The sequence below is a fragment of the Allobosea sp. NPDC055332 genome (assembly GCF_053645455.1).
On the sequence record NZ_JBSHMO010000006.1, the window covers coordinates 92,474 to 112,670 of the forward strand.

Annotated in this window: 17 protein-coding genes; 11 read left to right on the top strand and 6 right to left on the bottom strand. The window is 66.9% G+C overall.

Going from position 1 to position 20,197, the window contains the following annotated elements:
• The 5 genes from ACWIGM_RS29255 to ACWIGM_RS29275 are packed head-to-tail and all read left to right on the top strand — an operon-like array spanning position 1 to position 5,285.
• On the top strand, positions 1 to 1,074 hold the full coding sequence (locus ACWIGM_RS29255) for a branched-chain amino acid ABC transporter permease (RefSeq protein ID WP_454029503.1): 1,074 nt from the start codon (positions 1 to 3) through the stop codon (positions 1,072 to 1,074).
• Positions 1,075 to 1,111: 37 nt separating this feature from the next.
• Positions 1,112 to 2,374 (top strand): ABC transporter substrate-binding protein, encoded by a 1,263-nt coding sequence (locus ACWIGM_RS29260; protein WP_454029504.1) that lies wholly within the window; start codon positions 1,112 to 1,114, stop codon positions 2,372 to 2,374.
• A gap of 55 nt (positions 2,375 to 2,429) precedes the next feature.
• Positions 2,430 to 3,221, top strand: coding sequence for an ABC transporter ATP-binding protein (locus tag ACWIGM_RS29265; RefSeq protein WP_454029505.1), 792 nt, complete (start codon positions 2,430 to 2,432; stop codon positions 3,219 to 3,221).
• Positions 3,222 to 3,230: 9 nt separating this feature from the next.
• A complete protein-coding gene (locus tag ACWIGM_RS29270) occupies positions 3,231 to 4,463 on the top strand; it encodes a phenylacetate--CoA ligase family protein (RefSeq protein ID WP_454029506.1) in 1,233 nt (410 codons plus the stop codon).
• Between the two features lie 33 nt (positions 4,464 to 4,496).
• Complete coding sequence (locus tag ACWIGM_RS29275) at positions 4,497 to 5,285, top strand: enoyl-CoA hydratase/isomerase family protein (RefSeq protein ID WP_454029507.1); 789 nt, start codon at positions 4,497 to 4,499, stop codon at positions 5,283 to 5,285.
• Here ACWIGM_RS29275 and ACWIGM_RS29280 read toward each other — a convergent pair.
• Together ACWIGM_RS29280 and ACWIGM_RS29285 are read right to left on the bottom strand one after the other, a co-directional pair.
• A complete protein-coding gene (locus ACWIGM_RS29280; RefSeq protein WP_454029508.1) occupies positions 5,282 to 5,644 on the bottom strand; it encodes a hypothetical protein in 363 nt (120 codons plus the stop codon). The two genes, ACWIGM_RS29275 and ACWIGM_RS29280, sit on opposite strands and share 4 nt — an antisense overlap.
• A complete protein-coding gene (locus ACWIGM_RS29285) occupies positions 5,644 to 7,221 on the bottom strand; it encodes an FAD-dependent monooxygenase (protein WP_454029509.1) in 1,578 nt (525 codons plus the stop codon). Before ACWIGM_RS29285 ends, ACWIGM_RS29280 begins: the two co-directional genes overlap by 1 nt.
• 154 nt (positions 7,222 to 7,375) lie before the next feature.
• On the opposite strand from ACWIGM_RS29285, the gene ACWIGM_RS29290 reads away from it, so the two are divergent.
• Both ACWIGM_RS29290 and ACWIGM_RS29295 read left to right on the top strand, forming a co-directional pair.
• Positions 7,376 to 7,828 (top strand): MarR family winged helix-turn-helix transcriptional regulator, encoded by a 453-nt coding sequence (locus ACWIGM_RS29290; protein ID WP_454029510.1) that lies wholly within the window; start codon positions 7,376 to 7,378, stop codon positions 7,826 to 7,828.
• 116 nt (positions 7,829 to 7,944) lie between these two features.
• Positions 7,945 to 9,018, top strand: coding sequence for an ABC transporter substrate-binding protein (locus ACWIGM_RS29295; protein ID WP_454029511.1), 1,074 nt, complete (start codon positions 7,945 to 7,947; stop codon positions 9,016 to 9,018).
• Between the two features lie 30 nt (positions 9,019 to 9,048).
• On the opposite strand, the gene ACWIGM_RS29300 is transcribed toward ACWIGM_RS29295, so the two are convergent.
• A complete protein-coding gene (locus tag ACWIGM_RS29300) occupies positions 9,049 to 9,759 on the bottom strand; it encodes an orotate phosphoribosyltransferase (protein ID WP_454029512.1) in 711 nt (236 codons plus the stop codon).
• Between the two features lie 238 nt (positions 9,760 to 9,997).
• Here ACWIGM_RS29300 and pyrC point away from each other — a divergent pair, with 238 nt between their 5' ends.
• Positions 9,998 to 11,095 (top strand): dihydroorotase, encoded by a 1,098-nt coding sequence (gene pyrC / locus ACWIGM_RS29305; protein WP_454029513.1) that lies wholly within the window; start codon positions 9,998 to 10,000, stop codon positions 11,093 to 11,095.
• Positions 11,096 to 11,226: 131 nt separating this feature from the next.
• On the opposite strand, the gene ACWIGM_RS29310 is transcribed toward pyrC, so the two are convergent.
• Together ACWIGM_RS29310 and ACWIGM_RS29315 are read right to left on the bottom strand one after the other, a co-directional pair.
• The gene (locus ACWIGM_RS29310; protein WP_454029514.1) at positions 11,227 to 12,513 is read right to left on the bottom strand and encodes an amidase; all 1,287 of its coding nucleotides are present in this window, start codon (positions 12,511 to 12,513) and stop codon (positions 11,227 to 11,229) included.
• Between the two features lie 105 nt (positions 12,514 to 12,618).
• Complete coding sequence (locus ACWIGM_RS29315; RefSeq protein ID WP_454029515.1) at positions 12,619 to 13,599, bottom strand: LysR family transcriptional regulator; 981 nt, start codon at positions 13,597 to 13,599, stop codon at positions 12,619 to 12,621.
• A gap of 128 nt (positions 13,600 to 13,727) precedes the next feature.
• On the opposite strand from ACWIGM_RS29315, the gene ACWIGM_RS29320 reads away from it, so the two are divergent.
• The 3 genes from ACWIGM_RS29320 to ACWIGM_RS29330 all read left to right on the top strand — a co-directional run bounded on the left by ACWIGM_RS29320 (position 13,728) and on the right by ACWIGM_RS29330 (position 19,252).
• Complete coding sequence (locus ACWIGM_RS29320) at positions 13,728 to 14,564, top strand: alpha/beta hydrolase fold domain-containing protein (protein WP_454029516.1); 837 nt, start codon at positions 13,728 to 13,730, stop codon at positions 14,562 to 14,564.
• A gap of 51 nt (positions 14,565 to 14,615) precedes the next feature.
• A complete protein-coding gene (locus ACWIGM_RS29325; RefSeq protein ID WP_454029517.1) occupies positions 14,616 to 15,833 on the top strand; it encodes an efflux RND transporter periplasmic adaptor subunit in 1,218 nt (405 codons plus the stop codon).
• A 236-nt stretch (positions 15,834 to 16,069) separates the two neighbouring features.
• A complete protein-coding gene (locus ACWIGM_RS29330) occupies positions 16,070 to 19,252 on the top strand; it encodes an efflux RND transporter permease subunit (RefSeq protein WP_454029518.1) in 3,183 nt (1,060 codons plus the stop codon).
• Positions 19,253 to 19,362: 110 nt separating this feature from the next.
• Here the strand turns inward: ACWIGM_RS29330 and ACWIGM_RS29335 are convergent, their stop codons facing one another.
• Entirely contained in the window at positions 19,363 to 20,127 is a 765-nt protein-coding gene (locus ACWIGM_RS29335; protein WP_454029519.1) for an FRG domain-containing protein, read from the bottom strand.
• Between the last annotated feature and the right edge of the window lie 70 nt (positions 20,128 to 20,197).

Consider the following 20,197-nt stretch of genomic DNA (forward strand, 5'->3'; position numbering starts at 1 on the left):
GTGTTCTATCGTCGCGCCGGCATCCGCCACACGCGCTATCAGGACGAGCGCCAGCTGTTTCCGCTCGGCTTCGACCGCGGCCTGATCATCGCGGTCATCCTCATCCTGCTGGTGGCGCCGTTCCTGTTCGACCGGCTCTATGTCTCCGGCTACCTGCTGCCCTGGCTGATCTGGACCTCGGCGGCGCTCGGCCTCAACCTCTTGATGGGCTGGTCCGGCCAGATCCATCTCGGCTACGGCGCGGTGATGGGCATCGGCGCCTACGGCTCGGTGCATCTGGTGCGCCTCGGCGTGCCGCTCGAGATCGCCATGATCGCCGGCGGCCTGCTCAGCGCCACCATCGGCACCATGTTCGGCGGCGCGGCGCTGCGCATGAAGGGCATCTATCTCGCCATGGCGACGCTCGCCATGCAGTACGTCGTCGACTTCGTCATCTCGCATTCCTCGGTGATCAGCGGTGGCTCGCTGGCGACGCTGCAGGTGCCGCCGGTGCGTTTCCTCGGTATCCCCCTGCAGGGTGATCTGCCGACCTATTATCTCGCTTTCGGCGTCTGCTTCGTCATCACCCTGTTCATGCTGAACGTCCGGCGCACCAGCTTCGGCCGGGCCCTGGCGGCGCTGCGCGAGAAGGACTACGCCGCGCAGATCCTCGGCATCTCGACCTTCCGCTACAAGCTGCTTGCGTTCTGGGTCTCGTCCTTCATCGGCGGCGTCGTCGGCTCGGTGCTGGCGGTGACCTATCTCAGGGCGATCTCGCCGGACCAGTTCCATATCGAGCTCTCGATCCAGATCCTGGCGATGATCATCGTCGGCGGGCTCGGCAGCGTGCTCGGCCCGTTCTTCGGCACGGCGCTGATCCTGTTCGCGCCGATCCTGCTCAACAACCTGCTCGGCGCCGCCGCCGGCACGTTCGGCTGGTCGTTGCCGATCGACCTGCGCGCCCATTTGCCGCTGATGGCCTATGGCGCGCTGGTGATCGGCTTCCTGCTCTACGAGCCGCTCGGCCTCGCCAAGATCTACGCCAATTTCCGCAATTACTTGCTCGTCTGGCCGTTCCGCCATGCCCAGCGGTGACGGTGTCTCGAACAACAAGAGGGCTGGAGGAAACAGGATGTCGCTCGATCGCCGTTCGTTCATCGCCGGCTCGGCTGCGCTGGCAGCGCCGCTTGCCCTGCCGGTCCAGGTCTTCGCCCAGGAGAAGATCGTCCGCTTCTCGCTGCCGCAGGATTTCACCCGCATCTACACTTTCGTGACCTCGGAATATAACCAGGGCCAGCGCGACTACTTCACGTTGGTCAACGATCGCGGCGGCATCGGCGGCTACAAGATCGTCGCTGACATCACCGACCACGCCAACGACCTGCCGCGCGCCATCGAGGCCTATGAGCGCGGCAAGCGCGAGGGCGCCGTGCTGATCGATCCGCTCTCGACGCCGGTGGCGCGCGCGCTCGTCCCCCGGGCGCTCGAAGACAAGATCAACATGATCACCGCCTATTCCGGCCGCAGCGACGCCGCCGACGGCAGCGCCTTTCCTTACGTGCTGCCGCTCTCGATCAACTATTGGACCCAGGCCGGCCTGATCATCGAGCAGTTCAAGAAGACCGAGAAGGGCAGCCTCAAGGGCAAGAAGATCGTCTTCGTCCACATCGACACGCCCTTCGGCAAGGAGCCGCTGCCGATCCTCAACGTGCTCGCCAAGAAGGAAGGCTACGAGCTCACCGCCTTCCCCTATACGCCGCCGGGCAATGACCAGTCGGCGATCTGGCCGCAGGTTCGTCGGGCGCGGCCCGATTTCGTGATCTTCTGGGGCGCCGGCGTCGGCCAGACCGTGGCGCTGACCGAGGCGATCCGCAACGGCCTGCCGATGGACCGGGTCTCGGGCAGCGTCTGGCTCTCGGAATCCGACATGGACGTGGTCGGGCGCGAGGCGGCCAAGGGCGTGATGAAGGTCGAGCCCTGCGTCGGCGGCCGCGAGCCCAAGGTGATCAAGGACATCCTCGCGGACGTCGTCGGCAAGGGCAAAGGCGCCGGCCCGGAGAACAAGGTCGGCACCGCCTATTACAATTACGGTGTCCAGATGGCGACGCTGATGGTCGAGGGCGTGCGCAAGGCAGCCGAGAAGGCGCCGAACGGCCCGGTCACCGGCCCCTGGCTCAACGAGGGCCTGCGCTCGATCACCAACTTCACCGCCGACGGCCTGCTGCCGCCGACCACGATCACCAAGGACGACCACCAGGGCGGCGGCATGGGCCGGATCGCGCGCTGGGACGGCGCCAAGTTCGTGCCGATCACCGATTGGTTCTCCGCCAACCAGGACGTGGTCTGGGAGGAGATCCGCAAGAACTCCGACGAGTTCAAGAAGACCGGGAAATGACGAGGTCCGGGCGGCGCGTGTCTGACGCGCCGCCCGCCATTATCGGATCGGGCCGATGACGCTGCTGGCGCTGAACAATATCGAGATCGTCTACGATCAGGTCTTCCTCGCGGTGCGCGGCGTCTCGATCGAGGTGCCCGAGAAGGGGCTCGTCGCCGTGCTCGGCGCCAACGGCGCCGGCAAGAGCACGGTGCTGAAGTCGATCTCGGGCCTGCTCAAGCCCGAGCGCGGCGCGGTCACCCGCGGCGAGATCAGCTTCGACGGCCGCTCCATCCTTCAGGTCGATCCGCCGGAGCGCGTGCGCCTCGGCATCGTCCATGTGCTGGAAGGGCGGCGCGTCTTCGGCCATCTGACGCCGAAGGAGAACCTGATCGCGGCGGCGACCATGCATCGCGAGCGCGGCCATGTCACGGCGCTGATCGACCGGATGTTCGAGACCTTCCCGCGGCTCGCCCAGCGGGCCAAGGCCGAGGCCGGCTACCTCTCCGGCGGCGAGCAGCAGATGCTGGCGATCGCCCGGGCGCTGATGACAGAGCCGCGCCTGCTGATGCTCGACGAGCCGAGCCTTGGCCTCGCGCCCTTCCTCGTCGACGAGATCTTCGACATCGTCCGGCGCGTCAACGAGCGCGACGGTGTCGCCGTGCTGCTGGTGGAGCAGAACGCCACCGCGGCGCTGGAGATCGCCCAATACGGCTACCTGATCGAGAATGGCCGCATCCTGATGAGCGGCGAGGCAGCGGTGCTGAGCGCCAATCCCGACGTCGCCGACGCCTATCTCGGCGGCCACGAGAAGGTCGACTACCACGCGGTCAAGCACTACCGGCGCCGCAAGCGCTGGCTGGCTTGAGAGATCAGCATGGCCAAGCACTACGACCGCCTGGAAACCCGCGCCCCCGCGCGCCGCGAGGCCGATCTGTTCCAGCGCCTGCCGCAGGTGCTTGCAGCAGCGCAGCGACTGCCGGCCTGGCGCAGGCGTCTGCGCGGCATCGATCCCGAGGCGGTAGCCGACCGGGCGGCCCTCGCCAGGCTGCCGGTGCTGCGCAAATCCGACCTGCCGGCGACACAGCGCGGAAAGCCGCCCTTCGGCGGTTTGCTGCCGGGCCGCCCGAGCGATTACCGCAGGCTGATGATGTCGCCGGGTCCGATCTTCGAGCCCGAGAGCCACGACGACGATCCCTGGCGGGTCGCACGGGCACTCGCCGCGACCGGCGCCGGCTGGCGCGACGTCGTGCTCAACACGTTCTCCTATCATCTGACGCCCGGCGCCTGGTGCTTCGATGCCGGCGCGCGCGTCCTCGGCTGCGCCGTGATCCCGGCCGGGCCCGGTAACAGCGACGCCCAGCTCGACCTGATCGAGGCCTACCGCCCGACGCTCTATGCCGGCGTGCCGGATTTCCTGAAGATCCTGCTCGATCTCGGCGCGGCGCGCGGGCGCAACCTGTCGTCGCTCAAGCGCGCGGTAGTCTCCGGCGCGGCCTTTCCACCCTCGCTGCAGGCCGAATTCCGCGCGCGCGGCATCGACGCCTATCAGTGCTACGCCACGGCCGAATGCGGCATCATCGCCTATGAGACGCCGGCCCGCGAAGGCCTTGTTCTCAACGAGGACATCATCGTCGAGATCCTGCGCCCCGGCACCGGCCAGCCGGTGGCGGACGGCGAGGTCGGCGAGATCGCGGTGACCATCCTCCATCCGAAGAAGCCGTTGATCCGCTTCGCCGTCGGCGATCTCACCGCGGCGCTGCCCGGGCGCTCGCCTTGCGGGCGAACCAACCAGCGCATTCGCGGCTGGCTCGGCCGGGCCGACCAGTCGGCCAAGGTCAAGGGCATGTTCGTTCGGCCCGAGCAGGTCGCGGCGGTCGCCGCGCGACATCCGGAACTCGGCCGTTGCCGGCTGGTGGTGATGCGTGCCGGCGAGACTGATGCGATGTGCTTCAAGGTCGAGGCCGCCGCGCCGGAGGCGGGGCTGGCGGAGGCGGTGAAAGCCTCCGTTCGCGAGGTCTTCAAGCTGAGCGGTACGATCGAGCTGGTTGCGCCGGGGACGTTGCCGAACGATGGCAAGGTCATCGACGATACGCGGGCGCCGGGCTGAGGCTCGTGGCGCAGACGGGATGAGGATGAGACGATGAGCGATGCGGCAGGCGAGGTGGTGATCACGCAGCGGCAGGGCCCGATCCTGACCGTGACGATGAACCGCCCCAAGGTGCTCAACGTCCTCGACGAGGCGATGGCCGATGCGCTGGTCGCGGCCTTCTCCGGGCCGGCGGCAGATGAAACGATCCGCGCCGTCATCCTGGCCGGGGCAGGGCGCTCCTTCATGGCTGGCGGCGATCTCGCCCGCTTCCAGGCCGACCTTCCGGGCGCGCCGCAGACCGCGACCAAGCTGATCGACCGCTTCCACACGCTGATGCGGCTGATCAAGGCGATGCCGCAGCCGGTGATCGCCGCGGTGCAGGGGCCGGTCGCCGGCGGCGGCGTCGGGCTCGCACTCGCTTGCGACCTCGTGGTGGCGGCACAGGATGCCAGCTTTCTCTCGGCCTATACCAAGCTCGGCACCAGCCCCGATGGCGGCACCACCTGGACGCTGACGCAATTGCTCGGCCCGCGCCGGGCGCTGGAGTTCGTGCTGCTCAACGAGGCTGTGAACGCCGAAACTGCGCTCCAGCTCGGCCTCGTCAACCGCGTCGTGCCGCATGGCGAGCTCATGGAGGCGGCGCACGCCATGGCAGAAAAACTCGCCCGCGGCAGCGTCGGCGCGCAAGGGGCGAGCAAGGCGCTGGTCCAGGCCGCGACTCACGGCTCCTTCGATGCGCAGCTCGATCTGGAGAAGCGGAACTTCGTCGCCAATGCCGGCACGGCGGATTTCCGCGAGGGCATTGCCGCCTTCTTCGAGCGCCGGCCGCCGAAGTTCTAGCCGCGCGGCGCGCGCCAGGCGGCAACCAGCCCGGCGGCGAGCACCACCAGCAGGACGACGTGGAAGGCCTTGTCCGCCAGCGTCTGCGACCCGATGCCGATCGTGATGGTGAAGACGCCGACCAGCGTGCCGAGCAGCGCGAAACCCTGCACCACGAGGGCGATCACGCGCGTCGCCGCCGGACGCAGCAGGCAGATGACTAGGCCGAGCGCCAGCACAGTCCCGATCACTCCTTCCGCCGTCCTGGCCTGGGCATGTTCATAGCCGCCGATCAGGACGCCGGCATGGACCAGCGCGGCTCCGGCGAAGAGCAGGATCTCGACGACCAGAATCGCGGTCAGCGTCGCGGGAGACTTCATCACGCCTCTCCGTCAGCCTCGGCGCGCAGGCCGATCCGGTCGAGGACGCCAAGCAGTATGGCTTTCCGATCGTCTACCGAATCCGACATCCGCCATGCCACGAAGCCGTCCGGGCGGACCAGAACGGCGCCCTGGTTGCCTATGCCGTAGCTGCCGAGCCAATCCTCTGAGCCAGCACCCCAGCTGGCGAGCGGCAGGCTGCATTCGGTCCGGATTGCCTCGGCGGCCGCATGCCAGGCTGGATCGCGGCTGAGCAGAACGAAGTCCTTGCCGAAGAGGTCGAGCAGGGAAAGCGCCTCGCCCTGATGCTCGATCTGATGATGCGGCGCCCGTGTTCCCGGTCGCCCGGACAGCGCCGCGAAAGCTTCGAAGGGCGCTTCGGGCGGCACGCCGTCGCGGAGGATTGCGCCGGCATCGTAGCGTTGGCCGAAGATCACATCGTAATCGGCGACGATCGGCGGTGGCTTCGGCAGGCGCCCGGCCGGGTCCCGGAACCAGGCCTGGAGCCGGGCGAGCGCCTGCGCCAGCGTGGCTGCGATCACCGGGCGACGCTCGCGGTCATAGCTGTCGAGCAGCTCCGCCCGCGCCTCGCCGCGCATGACCAGAGCGAGCTTCCAGGCGAGATTGTGCGCGTCGTGAATGCCGGAATTGCCGCCGAAGGCGCCGGTCGGCGGCATGAGATGCGCCGCGTCGCCGATCAGGAAGCAGCGGCCTTCGCGAAAGCGCTCGGCGATCTGGGCGGCCAGCGCCCAGGGGCGCGCATCGACCAGCTCCGCCTTGACATCCGGGCGTCCGGCGCCCCTGGCAACCAGCTCGCGGCAGCGGCGCGCGTCGAAATCCTCAGGCTTGTCGCCGTTCTCGGGAAAATACTGCAGCGCCAGCAGCCAGCGTCCCTCGCGGCGCGGGGTGAGCGTGGCGTTGAGCTCGGTGACGAAGCAGGAGGTGAAGCGCTTGCCGCCCAGAGTAGGCGGCAGGTCGGTGTCGAAGATCAGGTTCATCCAGTGCTGCAGCACGCCGGGGCCGCTCACGCCGATGCCGAGGCGCTGGCGCAGCAAACCGCCGGCGCCATCCGCGACGATCAGGTAGTCGGCGACGACGGTCTCCTCGGCTCCGCTGGTCCGATCGCGAATCCGGGCGCGGACCTGCCGCGCGTCCTGCTCGACGGCCTCGAACTCGGTGTTGAAGCGCATGGTCGCTCCGAGCCGCTCGGCATGACGCCGCAGGATCGGCTCCAGCACGTTCTGGTCGCAGGTCGCAGGCTGGGTCGGGCTGTAGGGAGTGGCGTCGGGCCAGCCGATCTCGCTCCATTGCACCTCGGGATCGGCGAGGGTCCTCGCCCGGGCGATGCCGCCGCTTTGCTGGTCGCCGGTACGCCGGGCGCGGATCTCCGCTTCCAGCCCGAGGCTGCGGAAGATCTCCATGCTGCGTGGTGAGATGCCGGTGAACTTGTACTGGATCGAGGTGTCGGCATGACGCTCGACAACCATGCAGTCGATGCGATGGTGGGCGAGCAGCGCGGCGGCCGCGAGTCCATTCAGGCCGCCGCCGACGATGAGGACTCCGGTGCTGGTGATCATGATGGTTTCCTCTGGAATGACAAAGCTTTCGCGAGGCAGCGGCAGGAGCGGCGAGGCTCTGTGTGGCGTCGCGAGGGCAGAATATGAATATTAATTTGATGACTCAAAATATTTGATATATCAAAATATGTCAAGACACCGAGGTCCTGAACCGATGACGCGTGATGCGACGACGCCATCTCCCGAAGAGGCGGCCGCTGGAGCCGCCGAGGCCTGGCGGCTGATGTTCGGCTTCCTGATGCGCTCGGCGCCCGAGCGACTGCAGGCCCAGCAGGAGCGGGGGCTGACGCCGAACGATTCCCGCGCGCTGTTCTCGCTCCTCGCTGGCGACAAGCCGATGGGCGCGCTGGCAAAGGAATGGAGCTGCGATCCCTCGACCGCGACCTGGCTGGTCGACCGATTGGAGCGGGCTGGCCTGGCCGAGCGCGTCGCCTCGGCTGCCGACCGGCGCGTGAAGCTCGTCCGGGCGACGCCGAAGGGCAGGGACGTCATGCAGGAGCTGATGGCGGCCTATCACCGGCCTCCGGCCGAGCTCACCCGGTTGGCGCAAGGCGATCTGGATGAGCTCGCCCGCATTCTGAGGATACTGCAACCGGACAAGGCATGACCATCGCCGGATGCCCATGCGAGCCATTCTTGGCCGCGCTGCGCTTACGCCACTGACGTCTGTGCGCGCGTTCCCGGCATAGTGCGACCGAAACTTCGCCCGGGAGATACCGACGCATGACGATGCCTATCCGGATCGGTGCCTTGGCCCCGCTGTCGCCGCCCGGTTGGGCCGAGGCGGGCCGGCATCTGCTCGCAGGGCTCGAGCTCGCCGTCGCAGACATCAACGGTGCCGGAGGGATCGACGGGAGGCCGCTCGAGCTCATCGTACGCGACACCGCGGCCGATCCGCAGAAGGCGGTGGCCGCCGTCGATGAACTGGCCGGCCTGGGCATCGTCGCCCTTGCCGGGGAATACCACAGCGTCGTCGCCCGCGCTGCCGCTGCCAGGGCCGATGCCCTGAGGCTGCCGTTCCTCTGCTCCTCCGCGGTTCTCGATGCGCTCACCGAGCGGCCGACCGATTGGGTTGCGCGCATTGCCCCGGCGCAATCGCGCGGCTGGCGGCTCTATGCCGACTTCCTGCTCGATGCTGGCCATCGGCAGGTCGCCGTCGCCACCGTGCCGAGCGTCTATTGGGCCTCCGGGACACGCATCCTGCAGGACTACATCACGCCGCGCGGTGGCAGCGTCACGGAGTTCGAGATGAACTCGCTCGCGCCTGCCGCGCTCTGTGATGAACTCGCCGGCAAGCGTACCACGGCCCTGCTGCTCCTGGTCGGCCACCCGGAGCCGGCGGTCTCGATCGTCAAGGCCGTCCGCAGCGATCCGCGCCTTGGCGGCGTCCTGATCGGTGCGCCGGCCGGGCCGCCGGAGCTGCCCGAATGGCTGGCGTTGCTGGGCGGGGACGGGGCCGCGATCCCGTTCCTGCGCTATCTGTCCGAGCAGCTTCCTCCGCTCGGTATGCGGGTCGGGGCGGCCCTGCGTCAGCGGCTGGCGCAGGCGCCGTCCTTCGTCGCTTTCGAGGGCTACGACACGATCGCCGTCCTTGCCGCGATGATGCGGTCCCATGGCACGGAGCCGGGACGTCTGGCGCAAGCCTGGTCGGAGGTATCGGTCGAGGGCACGCGCGGGCCGATCCGGTTCTCGCGCGTGCCGGGCATCAGCGTCTGGCAATGGGCCTGGCCGCCGATCCAGGTGGTCGACCGGGACCCGATGGCGCCCGATCGCTTCAGGGTTCTGCACGCCGGCTGAGAACCTGCCCAGCCGGCCGGGCTTTCGTCCTCAGCCGGTCTTGGCCTGGTTGAAGTCCGAGATGCCGCCATGGGCGGCCGACCACTTGGCCGGCTCGTTGAGGAAGCTCTCGACCTCGGCGAGCACCTTCGGCTCGAAATGGCCGCTCGCCTTGGCGACCTTGAGCACGTCCCACCAGGTGGTGAGATAGTGCAGGCCGACGCCGATGTCCTGCATCATCGCGCGGCCCTGCGGGAAGATGTCGTAGTAGAACAGCACGAAGCAGTGATCGACCTTGGCGCCGGCATCGCGCAGCGCCTTGCAGAAATTCACCTTGCTGCCGCCATCGGTGGCGAGGTCCTCGACCAGCAGGGTGCGCGCGCCCTCGACCACCTCGCCCTCGATCTGGGCATTGCGGCCGAAGCCCTTGGGCTTCTTGCGGACATACTGCATCGGCAGCGAGAGCCGGTCGGAGATCCAGGCAGCGAAGGGGATGCCGGCCGTCTCGCCGCCGGCGACGATGTCGATCGATTCATAGCCGATATCGCGCACGATGGTGGTCGCGGCGAAGTCGATCAGCGAGGAGCGCAGGCGCGGGAAGGAGATGATCTTGCGGCAGTCGATATAGACCGGGCTCGCCCAGCCCGAGGTGAAGATGAAGGGCTTGTCGCTGTAGAAGTGGACCGCCTTGATCTCGAGCAGCATCTTGGCCGCTTCGAGCGCGATGGTCTCCCGGTCGACCGGCATGTAAAGATTCGACATGGTCTCGTTCTCCAGGGCCAGCGCGCGCCATCCTTCGCCGTTTGCAGGCGTTGGCGCGGCTCGGATCAAATTCGCAAACGGCCCCTTCTCGACAGGTTGCCGGTGAAGGTCAATCCCTCCCGCGCACTGTCCCCGGCGTGATTGTTTCGATGTGCTCGCGCCGCCTCGCCAAGGCGGCTATGGAAAGCCAGCTCGCCGGCGGATTCGTCTGGCGGGCAGGTCAGCACAGGGGCAGGTCATGAGCGTCACGGAACTCTTCGGCAGCAGCGAAGCCAAGGCAGTCACCACTCCGTCGCAGACGCTGACGATCCGCCGGCCGGACGACTGGCACGTGCATCTGCGCGACGGCGCCATGCTGAAGGCGGTGCTGCCCTTCACCGCCGCCCAGTTCAGGCGCGGCATCATCATGCCGAACCTGGTGCCGCCGGTGACATCAGTCGATGCGGCCTCCTCTTATCGCGAGCGCATCCTCGCGGCGCGGCCGGAGGGCAACGACTTCACCCCGCTGATGACCTGCTATCTGACCGATTCAACGAATCCGGACGAGATCGAGCGCGGCTTCAAGGAAGGCGTCTGGGCGGCCGCCAAGCTCTACCCGGCCGGCGCCACCACCAACGCCCATTACGGCGTTACCGATATTCCGAAGCTCGCCCCGGTGCTGGAGCGCATGGAGAAGATCGGCATGCCGGTCCTGGTCCATGGCGAGGCGACCGACCCGGCCGTCGACATCTTCGACCGCGAGGCGGTGTTCATGGAGACCGAGATGCTGCCGCTGCTCAGGCGGCATCAGGGCCTGAAGGTCGTGGTCGAGCATGTCACCACCGCCGAGACCGTGGAGTTGGTGCGCGCCCATGCCGGCCGCGCGGCGGGTACCGTCACGCCGCATCACCTGATCATCAACCGGACCTCGATCTTCCAGGGTGGCCTGCGGCCGCATCTCTATTGCCTGCCGGTCGCCAAGCGCGAGCGCCATCGCCTGGCCTTGCGCAAGGCGGTCACAGCCGGCGACGGCAATTTCTTCATCGGCACCGACACCGCCCCGCATCTGCGCAGCGCCAAGCAGGCCGAATGCTGCTCGGCCGGCGTCTTCGGCGGCGCCACCGCGCTGCAGACCTATGTCCAGGTCTTCGACGAGGAGGGCGCGCTTCCCCATTTCGAGGCCTTCGCCTCGGAGAACGGCGCGCGCTTCTACGGCCTGCCGCTGAACGAGGGCACGATCACGCTGGAGAAGCGGCCCTGCCGGGTGTCGCCCACCGTGGCGGTCGGCGAGGAGGACGTCGTCGTCTTCCGCGGCGGCGAGGAGCTGCCCTGGGCGCTCGGCGAGGTGAGGGGCTGATCCCAAGCCGTCATGCTCGCCCTTGTGGCGAGCATCCGCGTCTCGAACACCGCCTGCGCTCTATGAAGCGAAGACGTGGATGGTCGGGACAAGCCCGACCATGACGGGAAGGGCGTCCGCGCCCCTGAGGCTCAGCCCACCGCAGCCGGCTCGATCAGCCTGGCGATGTTGAGCAGCTGCTGGTCCCGTCCGGCGACCGCGCTCAGCATGAGCCCGCCCGAGAGCTTGTCGCCGAGCGGCATCGGCAGCGAGATCGAGCACAGGTCGAACAGGTTGCCGAAGGCCGGGTTGCGCAGGATCAGGCGATTGGCCGCGAAGAAGGCCTCGTCACCGGCCTCCATCGCGGCGATCGTCGGCGCCTCGATCGGCACGGTCGGCGCCAGGAAGCCGTCGAGCCCGTCGAGCTGGGCAGCGAGCCGAGCGATCAGCGCCCGGCGCTTCTCCATGGCGATAATGTAGTCGGCCGCCTTGCAGGGCACGCCGATGGCGATCCGGGCCGCGACGCGCCGGTCGTAAGTCTCGGCCTTGCTCGCCAGGAGATCGCGATGCACTGCGGCAGCCTCGACCGTGACGAGCGGCACGGGGGCGACCGCCAGCATTTCCTTGTAGAACCCGTCGAGATCGATCGGCTCGACGGCGATGCCGAGCCGCGTCACGCGCTCGATCGCCGCCTCATAGGCCTTGGCGACGGACGGATCAGCCTCGGCCAGGAAGCCGCCGCGCGCCACGCCGAGACGGATACGACCGGCAGACATACCGTCTGCGAGATCGAACGGCCGGTCGGCCAGCACCGAGAGCAGGCGCGCGCAGCCGGCGACGTCCTTGGCCAGCGGGCCGATCGAATCGAGGCTGGGCGCCAGCGGGAAACAGCCCTCGTCGGGGACCGTCTTGTGCGTCGGCTTCATCCCGGTGATGCCGTTGAAGGCGGCGGGTATGCGGCAGGAGCCGCCGGTATCGGTGCCGACGGTCAGCTCCGACGACCCTTCCGCCACCGAGACGGCCGCGCCGGAGGAGGAGCCGCCGGGGATGCGTGCCTTGTCGAGCGCGCTGCCCGGCGTGCCGAAGGTGGTGTTGAGGCCGATGCCGGAGAAGGCGAACTCGGTCATGTTGGTCTTGCCGATGATCACCGCGCCGGCCCGGCGCAGCCGCGCCACCGAGGGCGCGTCCTGCGTCGCCGGCGGCGCACCCTTCAGCGCGCTCGAACCGGCCCAGGTTGTGACGCCGTTCACGTCGAGCAGGTCCTTGACCGAGACGATCGTGCCGTCGATCGCGCTCAGCTGCAGCCCGGCCTCACGGCGGCGGTCGGCCGCATCGGCCTCGGCGCGGGCCGTGTCGGTAAGGAGCCTGGTGAAGACCGGGGTGCCGTCGCCGATGCGGGTGAGGGTGGCTTCGAGCTTGTCGCGGACGCTGCGGGACATCGGACGGACCTGGCTGCTGGAGGGCGCGCGGCGGACGGCCGCGCCTCTGGTTAGGCCAGTTCGCGATGCGATGGAACCGCTGGGGCCGTCATCCCCGGCTTGCGCCTAAGCCGCTTGCTCGGACTGATGAGCGAGCGCTTCTGCGGCGACGCCACCAGGGCAGGGCAGCAGCGGCCTGCCTTGAAGCAACGCGTTCCGGGCGAACAGTTCGGCCAGCCAGTCGACGAAGACGCGGACCTTGTTGGAGAGGTGACGGTTCGGCGGGTAGATGATGTGCAGCGGCTTCGGCTTGGTGCACCAGTCGGTCAGGACCGGGACGAGCCGGCCGGAGGCGATGTGCGCCCCGGCCATGAAAGTCGGCACCTGCATGACGCCGAGCCCCGCCAGTCCGGCGGCGACATAGCCGGTCCCATCGTTCAGGGAGACCACATAGTCGCCCTGGATTTCGATCGTCTCCTTCGGGCTGGCGAAAGTGAAGGGCATGATGCGGCTGGTTCCGGCCCGGCGATAGCCGATCGCGAGATGGCCATCCTCCAGATCGCGCGGGTGCTGCGGCGTGCCGTGCTTGGCGAGGTAGCCCGGCGTCGCACAGGTGATCAGCATCATCTCGCCGATGCGGCGGGCGATCAGGCTCTGGTCGTCGATCGCGCCGGCACGGATGGCGAGGTCGAGATTCTCGCCGATCAGGTCGGCCGGCCGATCGGACAGGCCCATATCGATCTGGATCTCGGGATAGCGCGCAAGGAAGCCGGGCAGAGCCGGCAGGATGATGTCGGTCGCGAACGAGGCGCTGACATCGACGCGTAGCCGCCCGCTCGGCCGGGCCTGCGAGGAGGTCATGCTCTGGTCGAGCTCGTCGATCTCGCCGAGAACGCGCAGCGCCCGCTCGTAATAGGCGGCGCCATCCATCGTCACGGTGACGCGGCGCGTCGTGCGGTTGAGCAATTGCGCATGCAGATGCCCTTCGAGCTGCTGGATCAGCTTGGTCACGGTCGGCTTGGGCAGGTCGAGCAGTTCCGCGGCCCGGGTGAAGGTGCCGACTTCGACGACGCGCACGAAGGCGCGCATGGCGTTGAGCTGATCCATATCGAGGCCCCGGATGATCCGTCGATTATTTCCATATGGAAATAATGTAGGAGCAGAACGGCGGTTTATTAAGCGCAGAGCATCACCTAAATCGTGATGCACCGCAACATTCACCGGCCATCACCGCCATGCTCGCCCCGTCCGTCCCCGAAAGCCGCTATCGCCGCGCCGTCTTCTGGCGCGAGCAGAGCGTCGCGGTCGGGCGCGACAAGCTCGCCGGCCGGCTCTATGCGCCGGCTGCCGTGCCGGACGAGGCGGGCCTCGTCGTCCATCTGCATGGCGGCACGTTCGATAGCGGCACTCTTGCTTCCGGCGAAGCTGTCGCAACGACGCTGGCCGAGGCCGGCGCGATCGTGATCTCGCTGCCGTATCCACTCGCTCCGGCCAATCCGTTCCCGCAGGCGCTCGAAGCCTCCTATGCGGCGCTCGAGAAGATCGCACGCGACAAGGCGCGCTGGGTCGGCAAGAACGCGCCGCTCTATGTGGCGGGCGAGGAGGCCGGCGGCAATCTCGCCGCGGCGCTCGCTATGATGGCGCGCGACCGGCACGGGCCGCCGCTCTCCGGCCAGATCCTGTTCTCGCCGATGCTCGATTCCTGCCTCGGCACCTATTCCTTCCGCAATGCCGAGGCCGGTCCGGTCGGCTGTCGCTGGGCCGATGGCTGGCATGCCTATCTCGGCTCGCCGGAGAAGGCGGCGCATCCTTACGCCGCCCCGGTCAATGCCGTCAGGCTGACCGGACTCGCCCCGGCGCTGATCGTCACCGCCGAGGACGATCTGCTGCGCGACGAGAGCATCAATTATGCCCACCGGCTGAAGGCGGCCGGCGTCGACACCACCATCCGCGTCGTCGGTGGGCCAAGTCGCTGGCCGGACGCCTTCGCCGAAGGCCCCTGCGACGGCACCTGCCTGTGCGCGGCCTGTCATCACGTCAGCGAGTTCTTCACCGCGACTGCGCCGTCCTAGCGACCGCATCGCCCCCGCTCTTTCAATCTCTCTCCACGAAGGACTAGACCCATGATTCTGGGAACGATCCGTCATGCCCTGTTGGGCGTTGCTCTTACCGCTGGCGTCTCGCTCGCGGCGCTCGCTATTGCCGTCCACGGCTCGAACACGGCACAGGGCGACACTGCCCCTGCCGCGCCGGCCGCGACGCCGGTTTCGGTCGCCACGGTCGAACAGCGCGAGCTGGTCAGCTGGGCCGAGTTCTCCGGCCGGCTCGAGGCGATCGAGCGTGTCGAGATCCGCTCGCGCGTCTCCGGTGTGGTCGAGCAGGTGCATTTCTCGCAGGGTGCGCTGGTCAAGCAGGGCGACCTGCTCGTCAGCATCGACCAGGCGCCGTACCAGGCCGAGTTCGAGCGTGCCCAGGCGCAGTTGCTTGCCGCCGAGGCCCGCGTCGCGCTCGCCGCCAACGAGCATGAGCGCGGCCAGAAGCTGATGTCGACGCAGAACGTTTCGCAGCGCGACCTCGACGCCAGGCTCAATGCGCTGCGTGAGGCGCAGGCGAATGAGCGCGCCGCTCGCGCTGCGCTGCAGTCGGCCAGGCTGAACCTCGACTACACCCAGATCCGCGCCCCGATCGGCGGCCGCATCGGCCGGCTCGAAGTCACCGTCGGCAACCTCGTCGCCGCCGGCGCCAATGCGCCGCTGCTGACGACGCTGGTCTCGGTCGACCCGGTCTATGCCGGCTTCAACGCCGATGAGGGCTCGCTGCTCAAGGCGCTGGCGACCCTGCCGGCTGAAGCTGGCAAGCCGCGCGACCTCAAGCGCATCCCGGTGCAGATGACCACAGCGACGAACGAGGCGGCGCCGATCTCCGGCCATCTCAACTTCGTCGACAACGGCATCGACGCCGCGACCGGCACGGTCCGCGTTCGCGCCATCTTCGACAACAGGGACGGCTCGCTGATGCCCGGCCAGTTCGTGCGCCTGCGCATGGGCCAGGCCAGGAGCGAGCCGGCCCTCGTCATCAACGAGCGCGCCGTCGGTACTGACCAGAACAAGAAGTTCGTCTTCGTCGTCGGCAAGGACCACAAGGCGATCTGGCGCGAGGTCACGCTCGGCACCGCCGCCGAGGGGCTGCGCATCGTTACCAGCGGGCTGGAAGCCGGCGAGCAGATCGTCGTCAACGGCCTGCAGCGCATCCGCCCGGGTGCGTCCGTCGCCCCCGAGCAGGTGCCGATGGCCGAGCGTTCTGAATTGAAGAAGCCCAAGACCGAGCTTGCGCAGCGCTGAACCACCGCCGTCATTCCGGGGCAGGCCGAAAGGCCTGAGCCCGGAACCCAGAGCCGATGCCGGTTCCGGGTTGAATGACCCGATCCCGCGCATCTGAGAGCAAGCGCGTCGGTTCTGGGTTCCAGGCTCTTCGCTGCGCGAAGCCCCGGAATGACGGCGCGGTTCCTCACTCCCTATTCCCCGCCCCGCCGGCCGCTTCGGGACCGGCGGGGCCGCCGCCTTGAAGGGGCACCCTCATGAATCTCTCGAAGTTCTTCATCGACCGGCCGATCTTTGCCGGCGTCCTCTCCGTCCTGATCTTCCTCGCCGGCCTGCTGGCGCTGCGGGCCCTGCCGATCTCGGAATATCCCGAGGTCGTGCCGCCGACCGTGGTGGTGCGCGCGCAATATCCCGGCGCCAATCCGCGGGTCATCGCCGAGACCGTGGCGACGCCGATCGAGGAGCAGATCAATGGCGTCGAGGGCATGCTCTACATGTCGAGCCAGGCGACGACCGATGGCGTGATGACGCTGAACGTCACCTTCAAGCTCGGCACCGACCCGGACAAGGCCCAGCAGCTGGTCCAGAACCGGGTCTCGCAGGCGGAACCGCGCCTGCCGGAGGAGGTGCGCCGCCTCGGCGTCACCACCATCAAGAGCTCGCCGGACCTGACGATGGTGGTGCACATCACCTCGCCGAACGGCCGCTATGACATGACCTATCTGCGCAATTACGCCGTCCTCAACGTCAAGGACCGGCTGGCGCGCATCGACGGCGTCGGCCAGGTCCAGCTCTTCGGCTCGGGCGACTATTCGATGCGCGTCTGGCTCGACCCGCAGAAGGTCGCCGAGCACGGCCTCTCGCCCTCCGACATCGTCCGCGAGATCCGCGCCCAGAACGTCCAGGCCGCGGCCGGCGTCATCGGCGCCTCGCCGAGCGGGCCGGGGCTCGACTTGCAGCTTTCGGTCAATGCGCAGGGCCGCCTCGCCAGCGAGGAGGAGTTCGGCGAGATCATCGTCAAGACCGCCCCGAGCGGCGCGGTCGTGCGCCTCAGGGATGTCTCCCGCATCGAATTAGGCGCCGCCGACTACGCGCTGCGCTCCCTGCTCAACGGCAAGTCGGCCGTCGCCGTGCCGGTCTTCCAGGCGCCGAACTCGAATGCCATCGCCATCGCCGACCAGGTTCAGGCGGTGATGAAGGAGATCAAGCAGAACATGCCCGAGGGCGTGGACTACTCGATCGTCTACGACACCACCCAGTTCGTGCGCGCCTCGATCAAGGCGGTGATCACCACGCTGCTCGAGGCGATCGCGCTGGTCGTGCTCGTCGTCATCGTCTTCCTGCAGACCTGGCGTGCCTCGATCATCCCGCTCGTCGCCGTGCCGATCTCGGTCGTCGGCACCTTCGCGGTGATGTACCTGCTCGGCTTCTCGATCAACGCGCTCTCGCTGTTCGGCCTCGTCCTGGCGATCGGCATCGTCGTCGACGACGCCATCGTCGTGGTCGAGAATGTCGAGCGCAACATCGAGAACGGCCTCTCGCCGCGCGAAGCGACCTACAAGGCGATGCGCGAGGTCTCCGGCCCGATCATCGCGATCGCGCTCGTGCTCGTCGCGGTCTTCGTGCCGCTTGCCTTCATCTCCGGGCTGACCGGCCAGTTCTACCGCCAGTTCGCGCTGACCATCGCGATCTCGACGGTGATCTCGGCGATTAACTCGCTGACCCTGTCGCCGGCGCTCGCCGCGCTGCTGCTGCGCGGCCACGACGCTCCCAAGGACGCGCTCACCCGCGTCATGGACAAGCTGTTCGGCTGGTTCTTCCGCGGCTTCAACCGCTTCTTCAACCGCTCCTCGCAGGCCTATGGCGGCGGCGTCACCCGCATCCTCGGCCGCAAGACGGTGATGCTCGTGGTCTATGCCGGCCTCGTCGGGCTGACCGTCGTGCTCTTACAGAAGGTGCCGTCGGGCTTCGTGCCCGGCCAGGACAAGCAGTACCTCGTCGGCTTCGCCCAGCTGCCCGACGCTGCGACGCTCGACCGCACCGAGGACGTCATCCGCAAGATGGACGCGATCGCGCTGAAGCATCCCGGCGTCGAGAACGCGATCTCGTTCCCGGGCCTGTCGATCAACGGCTTCACCAACTCGTCCAATGCCGGCATCGTCTTCGTCGGCCTGAAGCCCTTCGACCAGCGCAAGACGCCCGAGCTCTCCGGCAACGCCATCGCCATGCAGCTCAACAAGGAGTTCGCCGGCGTCAAGGAGGCGTTCATCGCGATGTTCCCGCCGCCGCCCGTCCAGGGCCTCGGCACCATCGGCGGCTTCAAGCTGCAGATCGAGGACCGCGCCGGCCTCGGCTACAAGGCGCTCGACGAGGCGACCAAGGCCTTCATGGCCAAGGCCGCGGCGGCGCCCGAGCTTGCCGGCATGTTCTCGAGCTTCCAGGTCAACGTTCCCCAGCTCTATGCCGACATCGACCGCACCAAGGCGCGCCAGCTCGGCGTTCCCGTCACCGATGTCTTCGAGACGCTGCAGATCTATCTCGGCTCGTCCTATGTGAACGACTTCAACAAGTTCGGCCGCACCTACACCGTGCGCGTCCAGGCCGATGCGCCCTACCGCGCCTATCAGGAGGACATCGGCAAGCTCAAGGTCCGCTCGAATTCGGGCGAGATGGTGCCGCTCTCGGCCGTGCTCAACGTGCGCACCGATTCCGGTCCCGAACGGGCCATGCGCTATAACGGCTTCCTCAGCGCCGACATCAATGCCGGCCCGGCCCCGGGCTTCTCCTCGGGCCAGGCGCAGGACGCCGTCGAGCGCATCGCGGCCGAGACCCTGCCCAAGGGCTTCGCCTTCGAATGGACCGAGCTGACCTATCAGGAGATTCTCGCCGGCAACTCCGCCATGCTCGTCTTCCCGGTCGCGATCCTGCTCGTCTTCCTGGTGCTGGCGGCGCAATACGAGAGCCTGACCCTGCCGGTCGCGATCCTGCTGATCATCCCGATGGGCCTGATGGCGGCGATGGCCGGCGTCTGGTGGAGCGGTGGCGACAACAACGTCTTCACCCAGATCGGCCTCGTCGTTCTGGTCGGACTATCGGCCAAGAACGCCATCCTGATCGTCGAATTCGCGCGCGAGCTCGAATTCGAGGGCAGGACGCCGGTCGAGGCCGCGATCGAGGCCAGCCGCCTGCGCCTGCGGCCGATCCTGATGACCTCGCTCGCCTTCGTCATGGGCGTGGTGCCGCTGGTGCTCTCGACCGGGGCGGGCGCCGAGATGCGCCAGGCCATGGGCATCGCGGTCTTCGCCGGCATGATCGGCGTCACCGCCTTCGGCATCTTCCTGACGCCGGTGTTCTACGTGCTGATGCGGAAGCTGTCGGGGAACAAGCCGTTGCGCCAGCATGGGGTGGAGGAGAAGGGGGAGATGGCTGAGGCGGCTTAGTAGGAAAAGAGATGTCGCCCAACTGCTCAGAATAGTTCTATTGCCCGCCATGTCTCAGCGCATGGCGGGCGGCTATTTTGGAGAGGGCGCAGGGTTATTCTTGAGGCCTATTATCCTCCCGTCCAGCCTTTTGGATGCGCAATTTTGAGTTCATTCGCCAAATTTGCGAGATCCGGATAAATGTCCCCTCTGCGAAATCCACAAAGTCGAATCTCGTCCGCTAGCGCCTGAACGCTTTCCTGTGGGACGATCATAGATCTTAGATATTCTTCATGATTCGGAGTTTCGTTCAACGGAGTGCTTCTTGAATGAATCGTAAAGCATCCTTGCTGGACAAACATTCGAATATCTGACTCGGCTGCCATGGCCGCTATCACTTTATTGTTCTCTTCGTAGCCGTTGGCGAATGCAGGAATAAGCATCCCAAGGCATTTATTCGCGTCGATCGGTGGTGTAATTGGGCTAAAACCTTCTGATTCATTGAGGCGGAAAGGATTCAGTATCCAAATTTCGGCAGCTTCCGTGCTTGCCGCTCCTTCAATGTAACTCTCTAATGCAAAATAAGTTGCAATCAGAGGAGATCTTGTCCAATCAAGTAATCTTGTCGGCATTCCATAATGTTGCATAAGACTTAGCCAGTGAGCATTGTCGTTATATTTTGGACTATTCGAATAACGAATTCCAGCTCTGGCTCGAAATCGATTAGTGAAATTCCTTTCATCGCTGCGAGAGTACCCTCGCCAAATAGTAGGCGTAACTTTATACTTTATTGATTTATGTCCGCGATACCATAGTTCTTCATCTTCATGTTGTCTAATCGATTGGATATACGAAATTATCTCTCCGACGGTGCGTACTTCATTATTCTCATTCATTAGATATCACCATGGCTTGGTGGTTGTAGAGATTGTCAGTGAATCATAAAGTTTGCAACGATTTCAGATG